A 23,558-nucleotide genomic window follows, 5' to 3' on the forward strand; every position below is an offset into this window, starting at 1 on the left:
GGGCATCCACAGGTGCCGCTGCACCGGGCCGCGGGGAACAGCCGCTTCCTAGCGTCGCCGGGGTGCGCCTCCCACTCCGCCGGAACGACGACGCGGACCTGATCCGTGCCCGCCTGCGGGCGCTGCTGGCGCAGGAACCGGAGCTGCCGGGCGGCTGGCTGCCCGAGGACGACGACCCGCCGTTCGACGAGGTGCCCGTCGACGACGGCCTGCCGCCGGGGCTCGGCCGGCACCGGGCGCCGGGGACCGCGGCCCGCGTGAGCACCGGGCCGCGCGGTGCGCGAGCGCTGTGGCTCGCGGCCGTGCTGGCGGTCGGCCTGCTCCTGGGGTGGACCTGGCTGGACCGGCCGGTCGTGGAGCCGGCCGCGGACCTCCCGCCGGCCGCACCTGCTCCGTCGTCCACGCCGGTCGGTGAGGCGGCGGAGACGTCCCCGACCGTGGTGGTCTCGGTGGTGGGGCAGGTGGCTCAGCCGGGTCTGGTCACCCTGCCCTCGGGCGCCCGGGTCGCGGACGCGCTGGCGGCGGCGGGAGGCCTCCTGCCCGGTGCCGACGCCACCTCCGTGAACCTGGCAGCTCCGGTCGCCGACGGCGAGCAGATCGCGGTCGGGCTGCCACCCGCGGCAGCAGCTGCGGGGAGCTCCGGGCCGTCGGCGGGTGGCGGGAAGGTCGACCTGAACAGCGCGGGCGTCGCAGAGCTGGACGCCCTGCCGGGGATCGGCCCGGTGCTCGCCCAGCGGATCGTCGACCACCGCACCGCGCAGGGGCCGTTCGGCAGCGTCGACGAGCTCGACGACGTCCCGGGCATCGGACCGTCGATCGCGGCCGAGCTGGCCGAGCTGGTACGCGTGTGAGGGAGGTCGGGCCCGAGGAACTGCCCGACCAGCGGTGGCGCTGGCTGGACCTGCGGCTCTGGCCGGTCGCCGCCACGGTGTGGGCGCTCGGGCTCGCCGCTCCGCACCTGGCGGCGTCGACACTTGGCTGCATCGCCGCCGGTGCCGGCGTGCTCGCCGGGATCGCCGCCCGCTCGGGCCGCTCCGGTGCCCCGGTGGCCGTCGCGGTGCTGGCGGCTCTCCTCGCGGCGGCGGGGACCGGGGCGGTGCGGGCGGCCGAGCGGGAGACCGCGCCGTTGGCCGACGTCGCCGCGACCCGGGCGACGGTGCACACCTGGCTGGCGGTGACCGGCACGCCGCACCTCGTCCGGGGCGCCGGTGAGCCGCGGGTGGTGCTCGACGCGGAGGTCCGCTCCGCCCAGCACGGGGCGGGTGCCGCGGTGCTCGTCTTCGCGCCGGCGGAGGGGTGGGCCGATCTGCTCCCGGGCCAGGAGGTGCGGGCCCGGGCCGGAACCGCCCCGCCCGGCCCCGGGGACGACGTGGTGGCGGTGCTCTCCGTCCGCGGACCGCCGGACGACGTGCGACCGCCCCCGGCGGAGCAGCGGGTGGCGGCGGCGGTGCGGACAGCGCTGGCCGAAGCCTCCGCGCGCGTGCTCGACGACCGGCCCGGCGGGCTGCTGCCCGGCCTCGTCGTCGGCGACACCAGCGCCATGGACCCGGTCCTCGACGAGGAGTTCCGCCGGGCCGGCCTGTCGCACCTCACCGCCGTGTCCGGCGCGAACGTCGCCATCGTGATCGCGGGCGTCCTGTGGCCGCTGCGCCGGCGGGCGGTCGACCGGCGCCTCCAGGCGGCGGTCGGCGTCCTCGCGCTCGCGGCGTTCGTCCTGCTGGCCGGCCCGAGCGCCAGCGTGGTGCGCGCCGCGGCGATGGGTGCGGTGACGCTGCTGGCGCTGGCCTCCGGACGGGTGCGGTCCGCCCTGCCCGCGCTCGCTGCTGCGGTGACCGTCCTGCTGCTTGCCGACCCGTCGCTAACCCGGGACCCGGGGTTCGCGCTGTCGGTCGTCGCCACCGCGTCCATCGTGCTGCTCGCGCCCGGCTGGGGCCGGCGTCTGCGCCGGCGGGGCTGGCCCGCCTGGCCGGCCGACGCCGTGGCCGTCAGCGCCGCCGCCGGGCTGGCGACCGCCCCCCTGATCGCGGGGCTCAACGGCACCGTGAGCCTGGTGTCGTTGCCGGCCAACCTCCTCGCTGCCCCAGCGGTGGCCCCGGCCACCGTCCTCGGCCTGCTGGCCGCGGGAGCCGCCGTGGTCGTGCCGCCGCTGGGCGACGTCCTGGTGTGGCTCGCCGGCTGGCCGGTGCGCTGGGTGGTGCTGGTGGCCGAGCGGGCCTCCGCGCTGCCCGACGCCGTGGCGGGCTGGCCCGGGGGAGTGCGGGGCGCGGTGGCGCTCGGCGTGCTCCTGGCCGCCGTCGGCTGGGCGCTCTGGCGGTTCTCCCGGCTGCGCCCCCTGGCGCTCGCCGCCGCGGTGGGGGTGGTGGTCGTCGGCTGGCCGCTGCGGCAGCCGCTGGACGGGTGGCCGGTGGCGGGGTCGGTGCTCGTGGCCTGCGACGTCGGTCAGGGCGACGCCCTCGTGCTGCCGCTGGGCGACGGCGCGGGCGTGCTCCTCGACGCCGGACCGGAGGTCGGCCCCGTCGACGCCTGCCTGGACCGGCTCGGCATCGACGAGCTGCCGCTGGTGCTCCTCTCGCACCTCGACGCCGACCACGTGGGCGGCCTCGCCGGCGCCCTCACCGGCCGTCGGGTGGGCGTGGTCGCGACCGGCTCGCTGTCGCCGGCCGACGACCGCGCCGGGCCGGTCGACGCGCTGGTGCGCCGGGCAGGAGGAACGCGGGAGGTGCTCGTGCCCGGCGATCGCCGGACCGCCGGGGAGGCGGTGCTGGAGGTCCTCGCCCCGTCGCCCCGCCGGGCCACCGCCGCCGCCGAGCCCAACGACCTCTCCCTCGTCGTCCGGGTCACCGTGCGCGGCCTGCGGATCCTGCTGACCGGGGATCTCGGGGCGGAAGCGGAGGCGCGGCTCGTGCGGGACGGGACGGACCTGCGCGCCGACGTGCTCAAGGTCCCGCACCACGGCAGCGCCGACTTCGACCCGCAGTTCCTCGCCGCGTCCGGAGCCGCGGTCGCCGTGGTGTCGGTGAGCGCGGACAACACCTACGGCCACCCCGCGCCCGAGCTGCTCGACCAGCTCGCCGACTCCGGGATGCGGGTGCACCGCACCGATCGGGAGGGCGACGTCGCGGTGGTGGGGGAGGCGGGCGACTGGGGAGTGGCCTCCCGCCGCCCGGCAGGAACCGTCGGCGCCCCGTGACACCATGCAGCCGTGCCTGCTTCACCGGTCGAGCCCACCTCTCGGCTGCGCGTCGTGATCGGCGAGGAGGAGCTGCTCCGGTCGCGCGCCGTGAGCGCCGTGCGCGCCGCCGTCCTCGCCCGCCACCCCGACGCGGAGGTGCACGAGCTGGCCGCGCTGGGCCTCCCGATCGGCCAGCTGGCCGACGTGCTGGCGCCCTCGCTGTTCGGCGGTCACCGGATGGTCGTGGTGACCGGCGTCAACGAGGCGGCGGGCGCGCTGGCGGACTCGCTCACGTCGTACGCGAAGGACCCGGACCCCGACCTCACGCTCGTGATCGTCCACTCGGGGGGCAAGCGCAACGAGGCGCTGGTCAAGGCGTTCAGGAGCGCCGGCGCCGCCGTCGACGAGTGCCCCAAGGTGAGCTCCGTCGGTGACCGCATCGCCTTCGTGCGCAACGAGGTCCGCACCTTCGGCGGCCGGATCGCACCCGACGCGGTCACCGCGCTCGTGGACGCGATCGGCGCCGACCTGCGCGGGCTCTCGGCGGCGGCCAGCCAGCTGGTGAGCGACTTCGGCGGGAACATCGACGCCGACGACGTCGCCCGTTTCCACCGCGGGCAGGCCGAGGTCACCGGCTTCACCGTCGCCGAGCGGGTGCTCACCGGCGACCGGGCCGGATCGATCGAGATGCTGCGCTGGGCCCTGGAGCGCGGCGTGGCCCACGTGCTCATCGCCGACGCCATCGCCGACGGCGTGCGCACGGCCGCGCGGGTGGCCTCGCTGAGCTCCACCAACCCCGGCGACCTCGCCCGCACGCTGAAGATGCCGCCCTGGAAGGTGAAGAAGGCCCAGGCGCAGGCGCGCGGCTGGAGCATCGACGGACTGCAGCAGGCGCTGGGCGTCGCCGCCGACCTCAACGCCGACGTCAAGGGGGCCGCGGCCAGCGCGGACTACGCCCTCGAGCGGGCCATCCGGCGGATCGTCACCATCCGCACCGAGACCGGCCGGGGACGCGTGCCCGGCGGTCGCTGAGCCGGAAGCCCGCGGAAAGCGACGAGCCCCCGTCCCGGGAGGGAAGGGGGCTCGTTCGGTCCGCGCCCGCAGGCGCGGCGTCGGCTCAGAGGCCGGCGATGAGCTTCGTCAGACCCGACTTGCGGTTGGCAGCCTGGTTCTTGTGGATGACGCCCTTGGAGGCGGCCTTGTCCAGCTGCTTGTTGGCGGTCGTCAGAGCGGCGGCGGCAGCAGCGGCGTCACCGGACTCGGCGGCCGTGCGGACGCGCCGGACGGCCGTCTTCAGGGCGGACTTGACGGCAACGTTGCGCTGACGCGCCTTCTCGTTGGTCTTGATCCGCTTCATCTGGGACTTGATGTTCGCCACGCGTGAGCCTCGAAAAGTCTGGAGGGAATGGTTCTGACAGTGCGTCCGGGCGCAGCGCACGACCGCGCGACAGGACCGGTCTGCCAAGATACCAGCGACCTCGGCCCGCTCCCAACCCGGTCGATCGGGCGTTCAGTCACACCGGCCGGTGGGCCGCCACGAGCTGGTGAGCACGTACCTGCCCGGGCGCTCGACCTCCAGCGTCGTCCAGCCGTCGCGGTCGCCGGCGGCCAGGCACCCCCCGGCCCCTTCGAGCGACGACCACCGCGACCACCGGAGCGCGACCTCCACCCGGCCGGCGGCCGGCGCGTCCAGCACGAGCCGGGACCGGTCGCTGGACACCAGCGTGGCCCCGCCCCGCACGATGCCGCCGCCGGACACCTCGAAGAGCCGCCACGAGCGGTCGGACCACACCTCCCGCAGACCGGGGACACCTTCGCGCAGCAGCCGCGCCTCGCCGCCGGCCGGCCAGTCCAGCGGAGCGCGGGGGAGCACCACGTAGGAGACACCGGCATCCCGCAGCCAGGTCAGGTACGTGCCGGCGTCGAGGGAGCCGTCGTAGAACAGCCCGGCGTGCACGGTGTCCAGCTGCCGGAGCCACCCGCGCGCCAGCGGCACGTCCGCTGCCACCGACACGCTCTCCTGGTGGCTCTCGAGGGGCACGACCTCGATGCGGCCCACCGGGCCGCGGTCCCGCAGCTCGGCCAGCAGCGACGCGGCCTGCGGCGCGGGCGGAGCCGGCTCCCGGGGCATGAGGTCCTGGATCACCACCGGAGGCAGCAGCCAGGCGACCCCCACCGCGGCGAGGCCGACCACCGCCGTCCGGGCGCGTGCCACCGCGACCAGCACCGGGACGGCGAACAGCAGCACCAGGCGGGTCGACGTCGAGCCCACCGGGCTCGGGACCAGCCACGTCGCCAGCAGGAGCACCGCGGTGAGGCCCGCGCCGACCAGCAGCACCCGGTGCCGCCGGGGCAGGAGCGCCGCCACCAGACCGGTCGCCGCCACGGCCGCCAGCATCTGGTGGGCGCTGGTGGGCTGGGGGCCGCTCACCGCGCCCAGCAGCGGGGCGGCACCCACCGGCAGCAGCGCGCCGACGGCGATCAGCCACGGCTCCACCGGCCCAGCGCGCCACGAGGAGGGGCGCGCCGACGGCTGCCCGCCGCACCACCAGGCCGCAGCCGCCAGCAGCAGGAAGACCGACGCCACGGGGCTCGTCGCGCCGGCGAGCGCGGCCAGCACCGCCCCGGACAGGCGCCCCGCCCGGGTCCGGTGCCCGGACACCACGACGAGGGCCAGGCAGCCCAGTGCGGCACCCAGACCGAAGGTGGTGCGCCCGCTCCACTCGTCGGCCGCCCACGTCGCCGCGGCGCAGACCCCGGCGAGCGACGCCCGCGCCGGGGTGGGCCCGAGCCGGCCGATCAGGGCAGCGGTGGAGACGGCACCGATCACCGTGCCCGCGATCCCCACCAGCGGCAGCCCCAGCAGCGCCCCGGCCCACGGGCCGAGCAGGCTGTAGGACGCGACGGTCACCCCGCCGTACCAGCCGAGGTCCACCGGCGCCCGGTTCGACGCCGCCCACGACGCCCACCACTCCTGCGCGACCAGGTCGCCGCCGACGACCGGTGCCGCCTCCACGAGGAGGGCCAGCACCAGCGCGGCACCGGCCGTGACCACCACGGGGTGGGCCCGGAGCGGGGGCGTCGGGGAGGGCGCCGTGGCGGGTCGCGCGGTCACCGATCGGAGCACCCGCCCCCTCTGCCCCGGACCGGCGCCGCCGGAACCAGCGGCCGGTCGATGTCGCGCCGGCCGGGTCGCACCGTCCCGTGCGCCGGAGCCGTGGGACGATGGCGGCACTGTGACGACTCCCGCTGCCACCGATCCGGCCCTCATCCGGAACTTCTGCATCATCGCCCACATCGACCACGGCAAGTCGACGCTGGCCGACCGGATGCTCGAGGTCACCGGAATCATCGAGGCGCGGCAGATGCGTGCCCAGTACCTCGACCGCATGGACATCGAGCGCGAGCGCGGCATCACCATCAAGGCCCAGAACGTGCGCCTGCCGTGGAAGGTCGGGGACACCGAGTACGTCCTCGACATGATCGACACCCCGGGCCACGTGGACTTCACCTACGAGGTGTCCCGCTCGCTGGCCGCCTGCGAGGGCGCCGTGCTGCTGGTCGACGCCGCGCAGGGCATCGAGGCGCAGACCCTGGCCAACCTCTACCTGGCCATGGAGAACGACCTCACGATCATCCCGGTCCTCAACAAGATCGACCTGCCGGCCGCCCAGCCAGAGAAGTACGCCGCGGAGATCGCGCACATCATCGGCTGCGACCCCGACGACGTCCTGCGGGTCAGCGGCAAGACCGGTGAGGGCGTGCCCGCGCTGCTCGACCAGATCGTCGCGCAGATCCCCGCTCCGGTGGGCGACGCCGACGGCCCGGCCCGGGCGATGATCTTCGACTCGGTCTACGACATCTACCGCGGCGTCATCACCTACGTCCGCGTCGTCGACGGCCGGATCTCCGGGCGCGAGAAGATCAAGATGATGTCGACCGGCGCGACCCACGAGCTGCTGGAGATCGGCGTCATCTCGCCCGAGCCCAAGCCCGTGCCCTCGCTCGGCGTCGGCGAGGTCGGCTACTTCATCACCGGCGTGAAGGACGTCCGCCAGTCCCGGGTCGGCGACACCGTCACGCTGCACCACAAGCCGGCCACCGAGGCGATCGGCGGCTACAGCGACCCGAAGCCGATGGTCTACTCCGGCCTCTACCCGATCGACGGCAGCGACTACCCGCTGCTGCGCGAGGCGCTGGACAAGCTGCTGCTCAACGACGCCGCGCTCACCTACGAGCCGGAGACGTCGGCGGCGCTGGGCTTCGGCTTCCGCGTCGGTTTCCTCGGCCTGCTGCACCTGGAGATCGTCCGCGAGCGGCTGGAGCGCGAGGCCGGCATCAGCCTCATCTCCACCGCGCCGAACGTCGTCTACCGGGTGGTGATGGAGGACCGCAGCGAGATCACGGTGACCAACCCGAGCGACTGGCCCGAGGGCAAGATCGACCGGGTCTACGAGCCGATCGTCAAGGCCACGATCATCGCGCCCAGCGACTACACCGGCGCGATCATGGAGCTCTGCCAGAGCCGCCGCGGCCAGCTCGGCGGCATGGACTACCTGAGCGAGTCCCGCGTCGAGCTGCGCTACACGCTGCCCCTCGGCGAGATCATCTTCGACTTCTTCGACGCCCTGAAGTCGCGCACCCGCGGCTACGCCTCCCTGGACTACCAGGAGTCCGGCGAGCAGGAGTCCTCGCTGGTCAAGGTGGACATCCTGCTGCAGGGCGAGGCCGTCGACGCGTTCAGCGCGATCGTGCACAAGGACAAGGCCTACGCCTACGGCGTGATGATGGCCGGCAAGCTCCGCGAGCTCATCCCGCGGCAGCAGTTCGAGGTGCCGATCCAGGCCGCCGTCGGCTCCCGGGTCATCGCCCGCGAGACGGTCCGCGCGATCCGCAAGGACGTCCTCGCCAAGTGCTACGGCGGTGACATCACCCGCAAGCGGAAGCTGCTGGAGAAGCAGAAGGAGGGCAAGAAGCGGATGAAGATGGTCGGCCGCGTCGAGGTCCCCCAGGAGGCCTTCGTGGCCGCGCTCTCCACGAACGAGTCGACCGCCTCCAAGAAGTGACGGCGAGGGTCCCTGGCCTGGTGACCGCGGTCTGCGTCTCCGGCACCGACCTCCCGTCGGTCGCGGGCCGCAAGCCGGTCCGGACCGGCATCGACAAGCGGCTGGTCGAGGGCCGGGTCGCCGTCGGCGAGCACGGTCTGCACGGCGACGTCCAGGTCAACCGCAAGTACCACGGCGGCGACGGCCAGCAGGTCTACGCCTACGCCCAGGAGGACGCCGACTGGTGGGAGGCGGAGCTCGGTCGCGAGCTCCCGGCCGGCCGGTTCGGGGAGAACCTGCGCACGTCAGGTCTCGACCTGACCGCGGCGCTGCTCGGGGAGCGGTGGCGGGTCGGGACGGCGCTGCTCGAGGTCAGCGCGCCGCGGATACCGTGCGCCAACTTCGCCCGCTTCTGGGACGTGCCCCAGCTGGTCAAGCGGTTCACCGCGCGCGGCACCCCCGGCGCCTACCTGCGGGTGCTGGAGACCGGTGAGCTCGGCGCCGGTGACGCGATCGAGGTCGTCTCCCGGCCCGACCACGACGTGACCATCGACCTCACCTTCCGGGCCTGGACGACGCAGAAGTACCGGGCCGCCCAGCTGGAACCGGCGCTGGCCTCCCTGCCCGAGCGCAACCGGGCCAAGGCCGCGGCGCGGATCGCCGCGCGCACCACGGCCGCGGTCTGAGTTGCCGGCGCCTCTCCGGGCGCCGACGCGCCGCCGACCGCCCTGCTCGGGCCCGGCCGGCTTCCGGGCGCCCTCGGTGCGCCGACGCACCCTGGGACCGCGGCGGCCGGGCGCGTCCCGGCCATCGGAGTCGACCGGCGATGTTCTACATAGCGGAACTACAGCCACGGCCGTAGCTCTGTGCGCTACGTCACGCTAGCGTCCGCACTGCCGCCGTCCCGAAGCGTCGTCAGCACTCCGACGACGCGCAGCCGCTCCACCGGCTGTGCGGGACGCGAGCCCGTGGTCGTGAACGCCGACGTCGCCAGGAGGACACCGTGCAGCCGTCCGCCGTTCCCGCACCGGTGCACCGGGGGGAGGTGAGCACCCCCGCAGCAGGCTCTCCCCGGACCGCCGGGGCCGGTCCCACCCCGGTCGCCGGCCCCCGGGGTTCCGCGGGCAGGAACGACGGCCCGAAGGAGCCCGGCCGCGCACGTGCCCGGCTGTACCGGTTCGGGTTGGGACTGGCGGGCGTCGTCGGTGTCATCGCCCTGCTCGAGCTGGTCGTCCGCCTCGGGCTGCTGCCCGAGGCCTGGTTCCCGCCGCCGTCGGAGATCTTCCCGGCCTTCGCCCGGCTCGTCGTCAGCGGCGAGCTGTTCGGGCCGGTCGGTCAGACCCTGCAGGGCTGGGTGCTCGGCATCCTCGCCGCCGCGGCCGTCGCCCTCCCGCTGGGGATCGCCATCGGATCGATCGAGCTGGCCCACCGGCTCACCCGGTTCATGCTCGAGTTCCTCCGGCCGATCCCGCCGGTGGCGCTCATCCCGGCCGCCGTCCTCATCTTCGGCAGCAACCTGGACATGAAGGTCTTCCTGATCGCCTTCGGCACCTTCTGGCCGATCCTGCTGCAGACCGTCTACGGCATCCACGACACCGACCCGACGCTCCGCGACACCGCCCGCTCCTACGGGCTGCCCAGGCGCGCCCGGCTGGTCCGCATCGTGCTGCCGAGTGCCCTGCCCTACATCGCGACGGGCCTGCGCATCGCCTCGGCGATCGGCCTGATCCTCGCCATCACGGCGGAGCTCGTGGTCGGTACACCCGGGATCGGGGTCAGCATCACCGACGCGCAGTCGGCCGGTGACGCCCAGGACGTCATGTACGCGTGGATCCTGGCGGCCGGGCTGCTCGGGTTCCTGCTCAACGGCAGCCTGCAGGCCGTCGAGCGCCGGGTGCTGCACTGGCACACGTCGTTCCGGGGTGAGGCGCGGTGATCCGGGCCCGCCTCGGTGACTGGGCGCTGGCCCTGGTCGTGCCCCTGCTGCTCCTCGTCGGCTACGACCTGTGGGCCCGCGGCGCGGGCGACTTCTTCTTCCCGCCCCTGTCGGTCATCGGCGGCAACTTCGCCGACGACTGGCTCTTCGAGCGCGTGCCCACCGACCTGCTCCCGAGCCTGGCCCGGATGCTCGCCGGCTACGCCATCGCGGTGGCCATCGGCGTGGTGGCCGGGATGGTGCTCGGGTCGCTCCGGACGCTGGCCATCGCGCTGGACCCGGTGCTGCAGTTCCTGCGCGCCCTGCCGCCGCCGACCCTGATCCCCGTGTCGCTGCTCGTGTTCGGCGCCGGCGACAGCGCGAAGATCTTCCTGATCGCCCTCGGTGCGCTGTGGCCGGTGCTGCTCAACACCGTCGACGGCGTGCGCGGGGTCGACCCGACCGTGCTGGACATGGCCCGGTCCTACCGGATCCCGGCGCGCGCCCGGCTGCTCCGCGTCGTCCTGCCCGCCGCCCTGCCGCGGATCTTCGCGGGCGCCCGGACGGCGCTGGCGATCGCGATCATCCTCATGGTCGTCAGCGAGCTGGTCGGGGCCTCCAACGGGGTCGGGCACACGGTGCAGCTCGCCCAGCGCGGGTTCAACATCCCCGAGATGTGGGCGGGCACCGTCCTGCTCGGCCTGGTCGGCTTCGCCTTCAACGCCCTGTTCGTCGCCGTCGAGCGGCGGGCCCTGGGCTGGCACCACGGCAGCACCGGCCGCGGCGGCGCTCCCACCCGGCGCACCCGTCTGCGGCGCGAGCGCCCGCGCCCCGTGCTGACCCCCACCCGCACCGCCGTCGCCGTGGAGTCCGCAGCCGCGGGCCCGGCCCCCACCGAAGGGAGCGTCCCCGATGCTCGTCGTCAGTGACCTGAGCAAGACCTACGCCCCGGGCGGCGAGCCGGCGATGGCCGGCCTGGACTTCACGGTGGGGGAGCGGGAGTTCGTCTGCATCGTCGGGTCCTCCGGCTGCGGGAAGACGACGATGCTCCGCTGCCTGTCGGGGCTGATCCCGCCGACCGAGGGCTCCATCGAGCTCGAGGGGCGCGCGGTGCAGGGTCCGCCGGAGGACATGGCCTACGTCTTCCAGGACTACAGCCGCTCGCTGCTGCCGTGGCAGACCGTCGCCGGCAACGTCTCGTTCCCCCTGAAGTACAAGGGTCTGTCCAAGGCCGAGGCGGCCGCCGCCACCGAGGAGGCGCTCGCCGCGGTCGGGCTCGCCGACCGCGGGCGCAGCTACCCGTGGCAGCTCTCCGGCGGCATGCAGCAGCGCGTGGCCATCGCCCGCGCGCTGGCCTACAAGCCGCGGATCCTGCTCATGGACGAGCCGTTCGCCTCCGTGGACGCGCAGACGCGGGCCGAGCTGGAGGACCTCCTGCTCGACATCTGGCGGCGCTTCGAGATCACCGTCCTCTTCGTCACGCACGACATCGACGAGGCGGTCTACCTCTCGCAGCGGGTCCTGGTCCTGCACAAGCCGGCGCACGTCTTCGAGGCGATCGACGTCGACCTGCCGGCCGAGCGCGACCAGATGGACACCAAGAAGCTGCCGCGCTTCGGCGAGCTGCGCTCGCGCGTCCTGGCCAGCCTCCGGGCCCCGGACACGACCTCGGCGTGAGCCGACCTCACGCCGTCCCTCCGACCGCACCACTCATCCGACGAAAGGGCTCCTCCATGACCACCTGGCCACGAATCGGCGCCGCCATGGCCGCTGCCGCCCTGCTCATCTCCGGCTGCGGCTCGGACTCCGGATCGGGCGGCAGCGGGAGCGGTGGTGGCGGGGACGACGGCCCGATCACGCTGCGCGTCGCCGACACCAACGGGGCTCCGCTGTACTTCCTCCAGTACGGGATCCAGGAGGGGTTCTTCGAGGACGCGGGCGTGACGCTCGAGGCCACCGCCTCCAGCGGCGGTGCGACGGTCATCCCGCAGCTGGTCAGCGGCGACCTCGACATCGCCGGGTCGAACGTGGTGTCCGTGCTCATCGCCAGCAGCCAGGGTCTGCCGCTGAAGATGGTCGCCGCCGGGACGGCGACGTCCGAGGAGCCGGAGCAGGACTTCTCCGCGCTCATGGTCCCGGGCGACAGCCCGATCGCGGACATCAGCCAGCTGGAGGGTCAGAAGGTCGCGGTGAACACCCTCCGCAACGTCAACGACATCGTGCTGGGCAACATGCTCGAGGACGCCGGGCTCTCCTTCGACAGCGTGGACCTCGTGGAGATCCCCTTCCCGGACATGGCGGCCGCGATCGAGTCCGGTGACGTCGCCGCCGGTGTGCTCATCGAGCCGTTCATCACGGTCGCCGAGCAGCGCGGGCTGAAGATCATCGGGCGTCCCTACTCCGACCTGAAGCCGGGGCTGCAGATCGGCACGTACGTGATGACCGAGCAGTTCGTGAACGAGAACCCGGACGCCGTCGAGGCCTTCCAGGAGGGCGTGCAGGCGACCGCGGATGCCATCGCGGAGGACCCGGAGGCGTTCCGGCAGGCGCTGCCCGAGCTCGGCGACATCTCTCCCGAGCTGGCCGAGAAGGTGCGGATCAACCTCTGGAGGGGCGAGACCGACCGGGAGTCCCTCGAGCTCATCCAGGAGCTGATGGTCGAGTACGAGCTCATCGAGGACGAGGTCGACCTCGACGAGCTCGTCGTCGGCTGAGACGGCGGTCGGTGGCCGGCGGGGGAGACCGCGCCGGCCACCGGTCAGCTCGGGACGGTCAACCGGTGGTGCACCAGCTCGGCTGCGCGCAGGACCGCGGGGCCGAAGGCGCGGATGGCCTCCCGGGTGCCGATCCGGCTGCTCGGCGCGGCGATCCCGAGGCCCGCGAGGGGCTGGCCGACGGTGTCGCGGAGCGCGACGGCGACGGCGCACACGCCCTCGCCGCTCTCCTCCCAGTTGAGCGCGAAGCCCTGGTCGCGGATCTCGACCAGCTCCGCCTTGAGGCGGGTCATGTCCCGGAGGGCCGCGCTGGTGGAGGCCTCGGGCAGCCGGCCGTCCGGGTAACGGCGGTCGAGCTCCTCCTCGGAGAGCCCGGCCAGGATCGCCTTCCCCACGGCCGAGGCGTGCGCCGGGCGGATGACGCCGGTGCGGTTCCCGACGCGCACCGACCGCGGGCTCTCGACGCAGTCGATGAACCGCACCGAGGTGCCCTCGAGCACCACGAGGCTCACCGTCTCCTGCGTCTCCTCGCGCAGCTGCTCGAGGACCGGGCGGGCGACGCGGCGGATGTCGATGCGGCCCACCGCGGCGAGACCGATCTCGTAGAGCGCGGGGCCCGGGCGGTAGGCGCCGTTGGGCCGGTCCTGGTTCACGAACCCGCGGCGGCGCAGAGCCGTGAGCAGCCGATGAGCGGTCGACCGGGCGACGCCGAGCAGATCGGCGGCCTCCGCCACCCGCAGGGCCTGGCGCTCACCGATGAGCTGCAGGAGCCAGAGCGCGTTGTCCACCGAGGTGGACGTCGTCCCGTCCGGTACGGGCACCGGCGTGCGGCGGCCGGACGGGGGCTGGTCGTTCGACATGGGGGCAGCGTAGGTCGGCGTCGTCCGGCCGTAAAGTTCGACCCTGCGGAACTTGATGCTGCTTTCTCCCATGCAGGGGAACGCGTGACTAGCCTTCGGACCAGATCGCGCCGGGGGATCCGCACGGAGCCGGCGGCGGACCGCGCGGCCACCACGAGAGACAGGGCTGGGAAGGCGTCATGAGCAGGCGTTACGAGGTCATCATCGTGGGGGCGGGCCCCGTGGGCGTCGCGCTGGCGCTGGAGCTGGGCATGCGCGGGGTGTCGTGCGCCGTCGTGGAGCGCCGGACCGAGCTCTCGCGCATCCCCAAGGGGCAGAACCTGACGCAGCGCACCATGGAGCACTTCCGGTTCTGGGGGCTGGCCGAGAAGCTGCGCGCCGCCCGCACGATGCCCCCCGGGTCGCCCATCGGCACCGTGGTCGCCTACGGCGACCTCCTGGGCGAGTTCTGGCACGCCCCTCCCGGTCGTGAGCAGGTGGCGAACTTCTTCGTCGAGCGCAACGAGCGCCTGCCCCAGTACCGGACGGAGGAGGTCCTGCGCGGGGCGATGACCGAGCAGGACTCCGTGGAGGCGTTCGCCGGGTGGAAGGCCACCCGGGTCGAGCAGGACGACTCCGGCGTCCGCATCAGCATCGAGCGGGACGGCGAGGAGCAGGTCCTCGAGGCCGAGTACGTGGTCGGGTGCGACGGCGGGCGCTCCGTCGTGGCCGAGCAGAGCGGCGTGCAGCGGTCGGGTTCGGACTTCGACCAGGTGGTGGCCCTCGCCGTCTTCCGCTCCACCGAGCTCGACGCGATCCTCGAACGGTTCCCGCCGCGCTCCACCTACCGCGTGGTGGCGCCCTACCTCAAGGGCTACTGGGCCTTCTTCGGCCGGGTGGACGCCGAGGGCACGTGGTTCTTCCACGCCCCCATCCCCGAGGGCACCACCGCGGAGACGGCCGACGTCGAGCAGATGCTGCACCGGGCGGTCGGTCAGGAGTTCGCCCACCAGGTGGATCACCTCGGCTTCTGGGACCTGCGCGTGCAGGTGGCCCACGAGTACCGGTCGGGCCGGGCGTTCATCGCGGGGGACGCGGCCCACACGCACCCCCCGTACGGGGGCTTCGGCCTGAACAACGGTCTCGAGGACGCGGTCAACCTCGGGTGGAAGCTGACCGCGGTGCTCCGGGGCTGGGGCGGGGACGCGCTGCTCGACTCCTACAGCGCCGAGCGCCGTGCGGTCTTCCACGACATCGGGCAGAACATGATCGCGGCGCAGATCGAGCGCGAGCGCGAGTTCGTCGAGAAGTACCGGCCCGAGGACGGGCGGGCGGAGTTCGAGGAGGCCTTCGCCCCGATCGGCGGCGCGGGCGGTGAGATCGCGGTGCACGACTACGAGCCCAACTACGCGGGGTCGGCGGTCGTGGCCGGTCCTCCCGGGGCGGTGAGCAGCGCCTTCGGCTCGCACTCGTTCGAGGCGCAGGCCGGCCACCACCTCGCGCCGCAGGTCCTGACGTCCGGGGAGAACGTGCTCGACGCGCTGGGGCGCGGGTTCAGCCTGCTGGCCCTCGACGCGCCGGAGTCCTCGGTCCGCTCGTTCGAGGTCGCGGCGGACGCGCTGGGCGTGCCGCTCACCGTGCTGAGGGACAGCTTCGCCGAGGGTCGCGCGGCCTACGCGTCCCGGCTGGTGCTGGTCAGGCCCGACCAGCACGTCGCCTGGGCCGGGGACGACGCCCCCGAGGACGTCGACGCTCTGCTCCGGATGGTCACCGGGCAGCGCTGACACCCGGCTGGTCGGCGTGGTGCCGGGGCCCCCGCCGCGCTACTGTCCGCCGTCGGTACGCCGGGTCCACCCGGTGGGACGGGGAGGTCGTCATGCTCATGCGCCGGTCGCGGATCCCGCTGGTCGCGCTCGCCCTCGTCGTCGGGCCGGTGCTGGCCGGCTGCAGCGGCAGCGAGGAGGCCGGTGAGTCGGCGACCGACGTGCTGGAACGGGCGAAGCAGACCCTCGACGAGGCGTCGAGCGCGCACTTCGTCCTCGACAGCGAGGGGGCGCCCGACTCCGGCACGGCGCTGGTCGGCGGCGAGGGCGACATCGCCCGCCCGGCGTCGTTCGAGGGGACGTTGAAGGTGGTGGCCCTCGGCTCCACGGTCGACCTGGACGTCGTCTCGGTCGACGGCACCGTCTACGCGCAGCTGCCCTTCGCCTCGGGCTTCAGTGTGATCGACCCGGCGCAGTTCGGCATCGGCGACCCCGGCGCGCTGCTGGACCCCGAGACCGGCATCTCGCAGCTGTTCACCGAGGCCCGGTCCGCGGAGCTGGGGGAGGAGCGGCGGGTCGACGGCGAGGTCGTCCGCGAGGTCACCGCGGAACTGCCCGGCGACCTGGTCGAGCAGCTGCTGACCAGCAAGGACCCGTCGCAGGCGGTGCAGGCCACGTTCTCGATCGCCGCCGAGTCCGGTGAGCTGCGCCGGGCGACGCTGACCGGCCCGTTCTTCACCGCCGGTGAGGACGGCACCTACACGCTCGACCTCACCGACTTCGGGGCCGATGTCCAGATCACCGCTCCGGCGACCGGCTGAGCCCTCCGCCGTCGCCCGGGTCCCGGGCCTGGCGGCGGTCGCCCTCGCCACCCTGGCGGTGCTCGTCACCGCCGCCGACACCTACGTCGTCGTCCTCGCGCTGCCCGACATCCTCACCGGGGTCGGCGTCGGGCTGGACGACCTGCAGCGGGCGACGCCGATCGTCGGTGGCTTCCTGCTCGGGTACACCGCGACGCTGCCGCTGCTGGGCCGGCTGGCCGACCTGCGGGGCCGGACGCCGGTGCTCATCGGCTGCCTGCTGCTGTTCGCCCTCGGCTCGCTGCTGACCGCGACCGCGGACTCCCTCGGCCTCGCCGTCGCCGGCCGCGGGCTCCAGGGCATCGGCGCCGGTGGCCTCGTGCCGGCCACCCTCGCGCTGGTCGCCGACCGGTGGTCGCCGGAGCGCCGCTCGGTGCCGCTCGGCGTGGTCGGCGCCGTGCAGGAGGCCGGTGCGGTGCTCGGCCCGCTGGCCGGAGCGGCCGTGCTCGCGGTCGCGGACTGGCGGGCCATCTTCTGGCTCAACCTGCTCCTGGGGGTCGGGCTGGCCGCCGGGGTCGCCGTCGCCGGACGGGTGCGGCGGCCCGACGTCGTCGGCCTGGTGCTGGTCGTCCTGGTTGCGTCGGCGCTCGGCCTCCAGCTGGCCGAGCCGACGGCGCTGGCCGAGGACGTGACCCTGGGCCTGCTCTACGTCCCGCTGGTCGAGGCCTGGCCGTGGACCACCCCGCTGGTGCTCGGCGCGCTGGTCGCGGGCGCGGGGTCGGTCGCCCGGAGCCTGGTGCACCCGACCGGCGCGGTGCTCCCGCTGCGCGGCCTGGGCGCGCTGGCCCGCGAGGTCGACGTCGTCGGCTCGGTGCTCGCCGTGGTCGCCCTCGGCGCCCTCGTGTGGGCCTTCGCCGCCGCCGATCCCGAGGAGCAGGTCGTCGCGCACGGCTGGGTGCTGCTGCCGCTCGCCGGGATCGCCGGCCTGCTCTTCGTGCTGCACGAGCGCCGTGCGGCCAACCCCGTGCTGCCCCTGGACGCCCTGCGGCCGGTCGGTGCCTGGGGTGCCCTCGTGGTGAACCTGCTCGTCGGCGTGGCGCTGGTGGCCGCGCTCGTGGACATCCCGCTCTTCGCCCGCGCCACCACCACGCCGGGCGACCAGCTGGGTGCGGCGCTGGTGCTGGTGCGCCTGCTCGTCGCCGTCCCGGTGGGCGCGGTGCTCGGCGGGTGGCTGTGCCGGTCGGTCGCCCCGCGGGGAGTGGCGGCGGGCGGCATGGGGCTGGCCGCCGTCGCCTTCGTCCTGATGACCCGGTGGGACTCCGGTGCGCTGGACGGCGCCGGTTCGTGGGCGGTCCTGCTGGCCGCGGGGCTCGGTTTCGGCCTGGCGATCGCGCCGGTCAACGCCGTCCTGCTCGCCGTCACCCGCCCCGAGGTGCACGGCAGCGCCGGAGCGCTGGCCGTCGTCGCCCGCACCGTCGGGATGCTGGTCGGGCTGTCGCTGCTGACCGCCGTCGCGCTCCGCCGGTTCACCGCCGAGGTGGCGGCGATCGGCACGCCGATGCAGCTGTGCCCCTCGACCCCGGCGGACTGCGCGGCCTACGACGCCGCGACCGAGGCCGCCCTGCTCACCCAGCTGCACACGGTGTTCGCGGGTGCGGCGATCGCGGCGGCGCTGGCCGCGGTCGCCGCGCTGGCGCTGCTCAGGGGTTCAGGACCAGCGCGAGGTCCTGCCGCAGGCTGAACGGGTCGACGCCGCGGTCGTGCAGCACCTTCATCGCCAGGCCCTCGCCCTCGCGGAGCAGCCCGAGAGCGATGTGCCCGTCGGCGATGCTCCGGGACTTCATGGCGATCGCCTCGCGCAGCGACAGCTCGAGCACCTTCTTGGCCCGCGGCGTGAACGGGATGTGCCCGCCGCGCTCGGGCTTCCGCTTCGGGTCGTCGAGCGCCCCGGGGCCGAAGGCCGCCTCCACGCTGCTGCGCACGGAGTCCAGGTCGATGCCCACGCTGGTCAGGGCATCGGCGTCCAGGTCGTCGCCGGTGAGCCGGACGACGTCGGCCGTCACGTCGTCGGCCGTGAGCCCGTGCCGGGTCAGGGCCGACGCCGACGGCGTCGGCCGGCGGAGCAGCGCGATCAGCAGGTGCTCGGTGCCGATCGTGGGGGAGCGGAGGGTCCGGGCCTCCTGCTGGGCGCCGACGACGACGGCGCGCGCCTCGGGGGTGAACCGTTCGAACATGGTCAGTCCTTCCGTCGGAGCGGCCCGCGACCGCTCGCGTACTTCTTGTGCACCGCCTGCCGGGTGACGCCGAGCAGCTGCGCGATCTGCTCCCACGTCCAGCCCTGGTCGCGGGCGTTCTGCACCTGGAGGGCCTCCAGGCGCTCGACGAGCACCCGCATCGACCGGACCGCCCTGAGGCCCACGGACGGGTCCTTGCTGCCGGCGGCGGTGGCCACCTCTGTCGTGTCGGCCATGGCTGTCAACCTAGGTTGCGCTACCCGAGCCGTCAACCTGGATTGACATGAGTACGGGACGGCTATGGTCGGGGCGAGCCGCGACCCCGGCTCCCGGACGAGCGGTGCCGTACCCGGTGTGCGACAAGACGGCGCCAGAGGAGTTCGTCATGTCGTGGTTCGTGCTGGTGATCTCGGGGATGCTCGAAGCGGTCTGGGCCGCGGCGCTGGACCGCTCGGACGGCCTCAGCCGGCTGGTGCCCTCGATCGTGTTCGCCGTCGCCCTCGTGGCGAGCATGGGCGGGCTGGCCTTCGCCATGCGCGAGCTGCCGCTGGGCACCGCGTACGCGGTGTGGGTCGGCATCGGCGCGGTGCTCACCGTCGTCTACGCGATGGTCACCGGCGCCGAGGCCGTCTCGGTGGTGAAGATCCTGCTGCTGGCCGGGATCGTCGGCTGCGTCGTGGGCCTGAAGGTCCTGCACTGACCCCGAGCGGTCGGCCCCCTGCAGGGACCCGCCGCGCGCTCGCGAGGGGTGGGGGGCAGGGGGTCCTTCTCAGTTCGTGAAGACGATCTTCCCGTTGGTGCGGCCCTCGAGCATGCGGGCGAAGCCCTCGCGGGCGTCGGCCAGGGGCAGCTCGACGTCGATCTGCGGCCGGATGCCGGTGACGGCGCACATCTGGATCAGCGCCTCCAGCTCGGCCTTGGTGCCCATGGTCGAGCCGATGACCGACAGCTGGGTGAAGAACACCCGGTTGAGCTCGGCGCCGGGGTTGAACCCGGTCGTGGCGCCCGAGGTGACGATGACGCCACCGGGCTTCAGCGACTTGATGCTGTGGCTCCAGGTGGCGTCGCCGACGGTCTCCATGACGCCGTCGACCTTCTCGGGCAGCCGTGCGCCGGACTCGAACGCCTGCTCTGCGCCCAGCGCCAGCGCCGCGGCGCGCTTCTCCTCGCTGCGGCCGGTGACCCAGATCCGGTAGCCGGCCGCGCGGCCGAGCACGATCAGCGCCGTCGCGACGCCGCCGCTGGCGCCCTGAACCAGGACGGTCTGACCGGGGCGCAGGCCGGACTTCACAAAGAGCATCCGGTAGGCGGTCAGCCACGCGGTGGGCAGGCAGGCGGCCTCGGCGAAGGAGAGCTCGGCGGGCTTGGGCAGCAGGTTCCGCCGGGGGACGGCGACCTGCTCCGCCATCGACCCCTGGTGGACCTCGGAGAGCAGCGACCGCTTCGGGTCGAGGGTCTCGTCGCCCATCCAGTCGGGGGTGGCGATGACGCCGTGGACGACGACCTCGTTGCCGTCCTCGTCGAGGCCCGCGGCGTCGGTGCCCAGGATCATCGGCATCCGCTCGGCCGGCAGGCCGATGCCCTGGAGGCTGAACAGGTCGTGGTGGTTGAGGGAGACCGCCTTCACCCGGATCGCCGTCCAGCCCTCGGGTGCCTCGGGCTCGGGGCGCTCGCCGATCTCCAGCACGGAGAGCGGGTCCTTCGGGGCGGGGGTGGAGACGAAGGCAGCCAGCATGATCGCGAACCTAACCGACGAGGCGGGCGGCTGCCTTCCGTGCCGTGGTCAGGGCCTCCGGATCGTTCCCCGCCGTGGAGGCGACGAGCGCTCCCTCGTACAGGAGGTGGAGCGTCGCGGCCACGGCTTCCGGGGCTGTTCCGCCGGCCTCGGTGACGAGGTCGGTGAAGCGTCGCCGCATCCACTCCTTCTCGGTGCGGATCACCGGGAGGGCGGGGTGGTCGGTGCCGCCGACCTCGGCATAGGCGTTGACGAACGCGCAGCCGCGGTCCTGCCCGTCCTGCCAGCGCCGGGCGGCGTCGAAGACGGCGAGCACGCGCTCGGCGCCCGGGGGAGCCGCCTCGATCTCCGCGTCCAGGAACCGCTGCCAGGTGCGGGCGCGGCGTTCCAGGTAGAGCGCGACGAGCGCGTCCTTGGAGCCGAACCGGTCGTAGAGGGTCTTCTTGGTGGTGCCCGCGGCGTCGGCGATGGTGTCCACCCCGACCGCGCGGATGCCGTGGGCGTAGAACAACGCCGAGGCGGCGGTGAGCAGGCGCTCGGCCGCGGGGGTGAGCGCACGGTCAACGGCGTCGGTCATCGGTCCTCCGTCAGGCAGGTACACGGCGAGTATACCGACCGGTGTGGTTACCTCAGGCCCGTGAACGGAGGGCGGAAGGACGCGGCAGCGGCGTCCGTGCTGGTCGTGTGCTGGTCCTCCGGTTTCGTCGGGGCCGAGCTGGCCACCCAGGACGCGCCGGTGGAGACCGTGCTGGCCTGGCGGACCGGGCTCGCGGCGGCCCTCCTCGGCGGGTGGGCGCTCCTCCGGGGGGAGCGCGTCCGCCGGGCATCGCTGCTCCGGCAGGCCGTCCTCGGGTTCCTCGTGCAGGTGGTGTACCTGGGTGGGGTCTTCGCGGCCGCGGGGGCCGGGATCTCCGCCGGGACCTCGGCGCTGGTCGCGGCCCTGCAGCCTCTGGTCGTCGCCGCGCTCGCCGGCCCGCTGCTGGGGGAGCGGACGTCGGTGCGGCAGCGGGTGGGCCTGGCCATCGGGGCGAGCGGTGTGGCCCTGGTCGTCGCCGGCGACCTGGGCGCGGGCGGCGCGGCGCCGGCGGCCTTCCTGCTGCCGGTGGTGGCTCTCGCAGGGCTCGCCGCGGGCACCCTGTTGGAGCGCCGGTGGGCCCCGTCGGCGTCGCTGGTGGTGTCGCTCGCGCTCCAGTCGGCCGTGGCGGCGCTCGTCTTCGGCGTGGTGGCCGGGGCCCGGGGGCAGCTCGTCCCGCCGGCCGGGGCGGAGTTCTGGACGGCGATGGCCTGGCTGGTGCTGCTGTCCACCGTCGGCGGTTACGGCAGCTACCTGTTCGTCGTCCGCCGCTCGGGTGCCACCACCGCCAGCACCCTGCTCTACCTGACCCCTCCGGCGACCGCGCTGTGGGCGTGGGCGATGTTCGGCCAGGCGCCCGGACCGACGGCCCTCCCCGGGGTGCTGGTCTGTGCCGTCGGGGTGGCCCTGGCGCTGCGCCGGGCCGGTGCACCGGAGGTCGACCGCGCCCTCCGGGCCTGAGCGCGGGTCACCGGACGACGACGGTGAACTCCCCGCGCGGCACGAACTCGCCGATCACCGGGGAACCGGGGATCTCGCCGCCGAGCAGCAGACCCCCGGAGGTCTGGGCGTCGGCCAGCAGCAGCGCCTCGTCCTCGCTGATCGCCGACAGGTCGGCGTGCGGGCGCACCCAGTCGAGGTTGCGGCGGGTGCCGCCGGAGACGAACCCGTCGGCCAGCGCCTCGCGGGCACCGGTCAGGTACGGGACGGCGGCGGCGTCGACGACCGCGGTCACGCCGCTGGCCCGCGCCATCTTGTAGAGGTGGCCGAGCAGGCCGAACCCGGTGACGTCGGTACCCGCGCGGATGCCGGCGGCGACCGCGGCCCGCCCGGCGTCGCGGTTGAGCGCGGTCATCGAGGCGATCGCCTCCTCCGACACCTCGCCGGTCTCCTTCATCCGGCTGTTGAGCACGCCCACGCCCAGCGGCTTGGTGAGGGTGAGCGGGGTGCCGGCGACCGCGCCGGAGTTGGTGATCAGCCGGTCGACGTCGACCACGCCGGTCACCGCCATCCCGTACTTCGGCTCGGGGTCGTCGATGGAGTGCCCGCCCCCGACGTGGCACCCGGCTTCCTGGGCGACCTCGAGCCCGCCGCGCAGCACCTCGGCGGCGAGCTCCGCGGGCAGCACGTCGCGTGGCCAGCCCAGGAGGTTCACCGCGACGACCGGGGTGCCGCCCATGGCGTAGACGTCGGACAGCGCGTTGGCCGCGGCGATCCGGCCGAAGGTGTACGCGTCGTCGACGACCGGCGTGAAGAAGTCGGTGGTCAGCACGAGGCCCTGACCGCCCGCGATGCGGACCACGGCCGCGTCGTCGCCGTCGTCCAGGCCGATCACCAGCTCGGACGCCGGGTCGACCGGCCCCTGGGCGGTGAGCCCGGCGACCACGGCCTCCAGCTCACCGGGCGGGATCTTGCAGGCGCAGCCGCCGCCGTGGGCGTACTGGGTGAGCCGGATGCGGGCGGGTGCGGTCGTCACGGCACCGAATCTAGGCCGGATCTCAGGCGAGGCCGCCGGGGAGCAGCCGGAGGCGGGGTGCCTGCGGCTGCGCGACCGGGCTACGGGGGAGCTTCCGCCCGGCCGGGTGGTTCGACGACGGCGGTGCGCCGAGCCCGTCGAGCTCACGGCGGGGGGAGACCTCGTCGGTGATCTGGACCTCGCTGATCCGGTCCTCGCGGAACCAGCGCAGCGCCTGGCGGTCGCGGCACCAGGCGACCAGGAACTGGTGCGCCCCGGAGCGGACGAGCGCCTGCGGCTCCACGGTCCGCTCCGACCAGCGGTTCTGCGCGTCGCAGTAGTCGAGCACCAGCACCCGCCGCTCGGTCAGCCCCTGCTCCACGCGGCGCCGCAGCTCGGCGTCGCGCGCGGCCTCGGCCGCGACCCAGCGGCTGCTGGCCAGCATCTGGCCGCGACGGCCGGCGTCGGGCTCCAGCGCCGTCAGCACCTTCTCGAGCGCGGACTCCCCGGCCTCGGCGAACTGGCCGGGAGGCCGGCCGGTCAGCGCGGCGACGACCGCGGCGGCCTCCTCCGGGGAGAGGTCGACCGGGGGCAGCGGCGCGGGGGTGCGGTGCTCGGTGCGGGTCACGGATCGGATGCTGGCAGGAGCCACCGACAATTCCGCGACGTAGGCTCCCGGGTGGAGGCGTCAGGGTGTCTGGTGGCCCCCGCGGCCTCTAAAGCCGACGTGGTCGAGCATCTCGGCCAGGCGGGTTCGATTCCCGTCCGCCTCCGCCAGTCCACCGGGCGCGACCGGGCCCGGCAGCACGCCGG

At 74.4% G+C, this 23,558-nt stretch carries 23 protein-coding genes, 1 tRNA gene and 1 riboswitch; of the genes, 15 read left to right on the forward strand and 9 right to left on the reverse strand.

The window, feature by feature from the left end; all coding sequences use genetic code 11:
- Window positions 1-62 precede the first annotated feature (62 nt).
- Genes DQ244_RS05570 through holA form a run of 3 tightly spaced genes read left to right on the forward strand, consistent with a single transcriptional unit; the run spans window position 63 to window position 4,204 of the window.
- Entirely contained in the window at window positions 63-851 is a 789-nt protein-coding gene (locus tag DQ244_RS05570; RefSeq protein ID WP_113810374.1) for a ComEA family DNA-binding protein, read from the forward strand.
- Entirely contained in the window at window positions 848-3,190 is a 2,343-nt protein-coding gene (locus tag DQ244_RS05575) for a ComEC/Rec2 family competence protein (protein ID WP_113810375.1), read from the forward strand. Before DQ244_RS05570 ends, DQ244_RS05575 begins: the two co-directional genes overlap by 4 nt.
- A 12-nt stretch (window positions 3,191-3,202) precedes the next feature.
- On the forward strand, window positions 3,203-4,204 hold the full coding sequence (holA, locus tag DQ244_RS05580; RefSeq protein ID WP_113810376.1) for a DNA polymerase III subunit delta: 1,002 nt from the start codon (window positions 3,203-3,205) through the stop codon (window positions 4,202-4,204).
- 85 nt (window positions 4,205-4,289) lie between these two features.
- On the opposite strand, the gene rpsT is transcribed toward holA, so the two are convergent.
- Window positions 4,290-4,550 (reverse strand): 30S ribosomal protein S20, encoded by a 261-nt coding sequence (rpsT, locus tag DQ244_RS05585; protein WP_113810377.1) that lies wholly within the window; start codon window positions 4,548-4,550, stop codon window positions 4,290-4,292.
- A gap of 132 nt (window positions 4,551-4,682) precedes the next feature.
- Entirely contained in the window at window positions 4,683-6,287 is a 1,605-nt protein-coding gene (locus DQ244_RS05590; protein WP_147251472.1) for a hypothetical protein, read from the reverse strand.
- Between the two features lie 121 nt (window positions 6,288-6,408).
- Here DQ244_RS05590 and lepA point away from each other — a divergent pair, with 121 nt between their 5' ends.
- The 6 genes from lepA (at window position 6,409) to DQ244_RS05620 (ending at window position 12,846) form a co-directional block, all read left to right on the forward strand.
- Window positions 6,409-8,238, forward strand: coding sequence for a translation elongation factor 4 (lepA, locus tag DQ244_RS05595; RefSeq protein ID WP_113810379.1), 1,830 nt, complete (start codon window positions 6,409-6,411; stop codon window positions 8,236-8,238).
- A 20-nt stretch (window positions 8,239-8,258) separates the two neighbouring features.
- Window positions 8,259-8,903 carry an MOSC domain-containing protein gene (locus DQ244_RS05600; protein ID WP_233491185.1) on the forward strand — a complete coding sequence of 215 codons (645 nt, stop codon included), beginning with the start codon at window positions 8,259-8,261 and terminating at the stop codon, window positions 8,901-8,903.
- Window positions 8,904-9,400: 497 nt separating this feature from the next.
- The gene (locus tag DQ244_RS05605; RefSeq protein ID WP_199580201.1) at window positions 9,401-10,153 is read left to right on the forward strand and encodes an ABC transporter permease; all 753 of its coding nucleotides are present in this window, start codon (window positions 9,401-9,403) and stop codon (window positions 10,151-10,153) included.
- Window positions 10,150-11,061, forward strand: coding sequence for an ABC transporter permease (locus tag DQ244_RS05610; RefSeq protein ID WP_113810381.1), 912 nt, complete (start codon window positions 10,150-10,152; stop codon window positions 11,059-11,061). The genes DQ244_RS05605 and DQ244_RS05610 overlap by 4 nt, the downstream gene beginning before the upstream one ends.
- Window positions 11,045-11,809, forward strand: a complete 765-nt coding sequence (locus DQ244_RS05615) for an ABC transporter ATP-binding protein (protein WP_113810382.1) — start codon at window positions 11,045-11,047, stop codon at window positions 11,807-11,809. The genes DQ244_RS05610 and DQ244_RS05615 overlap by 17 nt, the downstream gene beginning before the upstream one ends.
- 56 nt (window positions 11,810-11,865) lie before the next feature.
- Window positions 11,866-12,846, forward strand: coding sequence for an ABC transporter substrate-binding protein (locus DQ244_RS05620; RefSeq protein WP_113810383.1), 981 nt, complete (start codon window positions 11,866-11,868; stop codon window positions 12,844-12,846).
- Between the two features lie 44 nt (window positions 12,847-12,890).
- On the opposite strand, the gene DQ244_RS05625 is transcribed toward DQ244_RS05620, so the two are convergent.
- On the reverse strand, window positions 12,891-13,706 hold the full coding sequence (locus tag DQ244_RS05625; RefSeq protein WP_113810384.1) for an IclR family transcriptional regulator: 816 nt from the start codon (window positions 13,704-13,706) through the stop codon (window positions 12,891-12,893).
- 179 nt (window positions 13,707-13,885) lie between these two features.
- Between DQ244_RS05625 and DQ244_RS05630 the strand changes: the two genes are divergently transcribed.
- The 3 genes from DQ244_RS05630 to DQ244_RS05640 all read left to right on the forward strand — a co-directional run bounded on the left by DQ244_RS05630 (window position 13,886) and on the right by DQ244_RS05640 (window position 17,989).
- Window positions 13,886-15,469 carry an FAD-dependent monooxygenase gene (locus DQ244_RS05630; protein ID WP_113810385.1) on the forward strand — a complete coding sequence of 528 codons (1,584 nt, stop codon included), beginning with the start codon at window positions 13,886-13,888 and terminating at the stop codon, window positions 15,467-15,469.
- Between the two features lie 92 nt (window positions 15,470-15,561).
- On the forward strand, window positions 15,562-16,269 hold the full coding sequence (locus DQ244_RS05635; protein WP_113810386.1) for an LppX_LprAFG lipoprotein: 708 nt from the start codon (window positions 15,562-15,564) through the stop codon (window positions 16,267-16,269).
- Window positions 16,238-17,989 carry an MFS transporter gene (locus DQ244_RS05640; protein ID WP_113810387.1) on the forward strand — a complete coding sequence of 584 codons (1,752 nt, stop codon included), beginning with the start codon at window positions 16,238-16,240 and terminating at the stop codon, window positions 17,987-17,989. Before DQ244_RS05635 ends, DQ244_RS05640 begins: the two co-directional genes overlap by 32 nt.
- Here the strand turns inward: DQ244_RS05640 and DQ244_RS05645 are convergent.
- Window positions 17,949-18,482: a Clp protease N-terminal domain-containing protein gene (locus tag DQ244_RS05645; RefSeq protein ID WP_113810388.1), complete on the reverse strand. Its 534-nt coding sequence runs from the start codon at window positions 18,480-18,482 to the stop codon at window positions 17,949-17,951. The two genes, DQ244_RS05640 and DQ244_RS05645, sit on opposite strands and share 41 nt — an antisense overlap.
- A gap of 2 nt (window positions 18,483-18,484) precedes the next feature.
- On the reverse strand, window positions 18,485-18,718 hold the full coding sequence (locus tag DQ244_RS05650; protein ID WP_113810389.1) for a helix-turn-helix domain-containing protein: 234 nt from the start codon (window positions 18,716-18,718) through the stop codon (window positions 18,485-18,487).
- 72 nt (window positions 18,719-18,790) lie between these two features.
- A riboswitch (guanidine-III (ykkC-III) riboswitch) is annotated at window positions 18,791-18,856 on the forward strand.
- An 11-nt stretch (window positions 18,857-18,867) separates the two neighbouring features.
- Here DQ244_RS05650 and DQ244_RS05655 point away from each other — a divergent pair.
- Window positions 18,868-19,182, forward strand: coding sequence for a multidrug efflux SMR transporter (locus DQ244_RS05655; RefSeq protein WP_199580203.1), 315 nt, complete (start codon window positions 18,868-18,870; stop codon window positions 19,180-19,182).
- Window positions 19,183-19,251: 69 nt separating this feature from the next.
- On the opposite strand, the gene DQ244_RS05660 is transcribed toward DQ244_RS05655, so the two are convergent.
- Window positions 19,252-20,217, reverse strand: coding sequence for a zinc-binding dehydrogenase (locus DQ244_RS05660; protein WP_113810391.1), 966 nt, complete (start codon window positions 20,215-20,217; stop codon window positions 19,252-19,254).
- A 10-nt stretch (window positions 20,218-20,227) separates the two neighbouring features.
- Window positions 20,228-20,794, reverse strand: a complete 567-nt coding sequence (locus DQ244_RS05665; protein WP_113810392.1) for a TetR/AcrR family transcriptional regulator — start codon at window positions 20,792-20,794, stop codon at window positions 20,228-20,230.
- A 60-nt stretch (window positions 20,795-20,854) separates the two neighbouring features.
- On the opposite strand from DQ244_RS05665, the gene DQ244_RS19190 reads away from it, so the two are divergent.
- Window positions 20,855-21,751, forward strand: coding sequence for a DMT family transporter (locus tag DQ244_RS19190; protein ID WP_158544475.1), 897 nt, complete (start codon window positions 20,855-20,857; stop codon window positions 21,749-21,751).
- A gap of 7 nt (window positions 21,752-21,758) precedes the next feature.
- Here the strand turns inward: DQ244_RS19190 and selD are convergent, their stop codons facing one another.
- Window positions 21,759-22,766, reverse strand: coding sequence for a selenide, water dikinase SelD (selD, locus tag DQ244_RS05675; protein WP_199580205.1), 1,008 nt, complete (start codon window positions 22,764-22,766; stop codon window positions 21,759-21,761).
- A gap of 22 nt (window positions 22,767-22,788) precedes the next feature.
- Entirely contained in the window at window positions 22,789-23,373 is a 585-nt protein-coding gene (locus tag DQ244_RS05680) for a YafY family protein (RefSeq protein WP_113810393.1), read from the reverse strand.
- Between the two features lie 53 nt (window positions 23,374-23,426).
- Here DQ244_RS05680 and DQ244_RS19325 point away from each other — a divergent pair.
- Window positions 23,427-23,522: transfer RNA gene (locus DQ244_RS19325), tRNA-OTHER, on the forward strand.
- Window positions 23,523-23,558: the final 36 nt, after the last annotated feature.

The organism is Blastococcus sp. TBT05-19 (assembly GCF_003319095.1).
GTDB lineage: Bacteria > Actinomycetota > Actinomycetes > Mycobacteriales > Geodermatophilaceae > Blastococcus.

Bases quoted from the DNA above. Each gene is read 5' to 3' on its own strand.
- DQ244_RS05615 (WP_113810382.1), top strand. From the start codon at position 11,045: ATGCTCGTCGTCAGTGACCTGAGCAAGACCTACGCCCCGGGCGGCGAG.
- DQ244_RS05620 (WP_113810383.1), top strand. From the start codon at position 11,866: ATGACCACCTGGCCACGAATCGGCGCCGCCATGGCCGCTGCCGCCCTG.
- DQ244_RS05625 (WP_113810384.1), bottom strand. From the start codon at position 13,706: ATGTCGAACGACCAGCCCCCGTCCGGCCGCCGCACGCCGGTGCCCGTA.
- DQ244_RS05630 (WP_113810385.1), top strand. From the start codon at position 13,886: ATGAGCAGGCGTTACGAGGTCATCATCGTGGGGGCGGGCCCCGTGGGC.
- DQ244_RS05635 (WP_113810386.1), top strand. From the start codon at position 15,562: ATGCTCATGCGCCGGTCGCGGATCCCGCTGGTCGCGCTCGCCCTCGTC.
- DQ244_RS05640 (WP_113810387.1), top strand. From the start codon at position 16,238: ATGTCCAGATCACCGCTCCGGCGACCGGCTGAGCCCTCCGCCGTCGCC.
- DQ244_RS05645 (WP_113810388.1), bottom strand. From the start codon at position 18,482: ATGTTCGAACGGTTCACCCCCGAGGCGCGCGCCGTCGTCGTCGGCGCC.
- DQ244_RS05650 (WP_113810389.1), bottom strand. From the start codon at position 18,718: ATGGCCGACACGACAGAGGTGGCCACCGCCGCCGGCAGCAAGGACCCG.
- DQ244_RS05655 (WP_199580203.1), top strand. From the start codon at position 18,868: ATGTCGTGGTTCGTGCTGGTGATCTCGGGGATGCTCGAAGCGGTCTGG.
- DQ244_RS05660 (WP_113810391.1), bottom strand. From the start codon at position 20,217: ATGCTGGCTGCCTTCGTCTCCACCCCCGCCCCGAAGGACCCGCTCTCC.
- DQ244_RS05665 (WP_113810392.1), bottom strand. From the start codon at position 20,794: ATGACCGACGCCGTTGACCGTGCGCTCACCCCCGCGGCCGAGCGCCTG.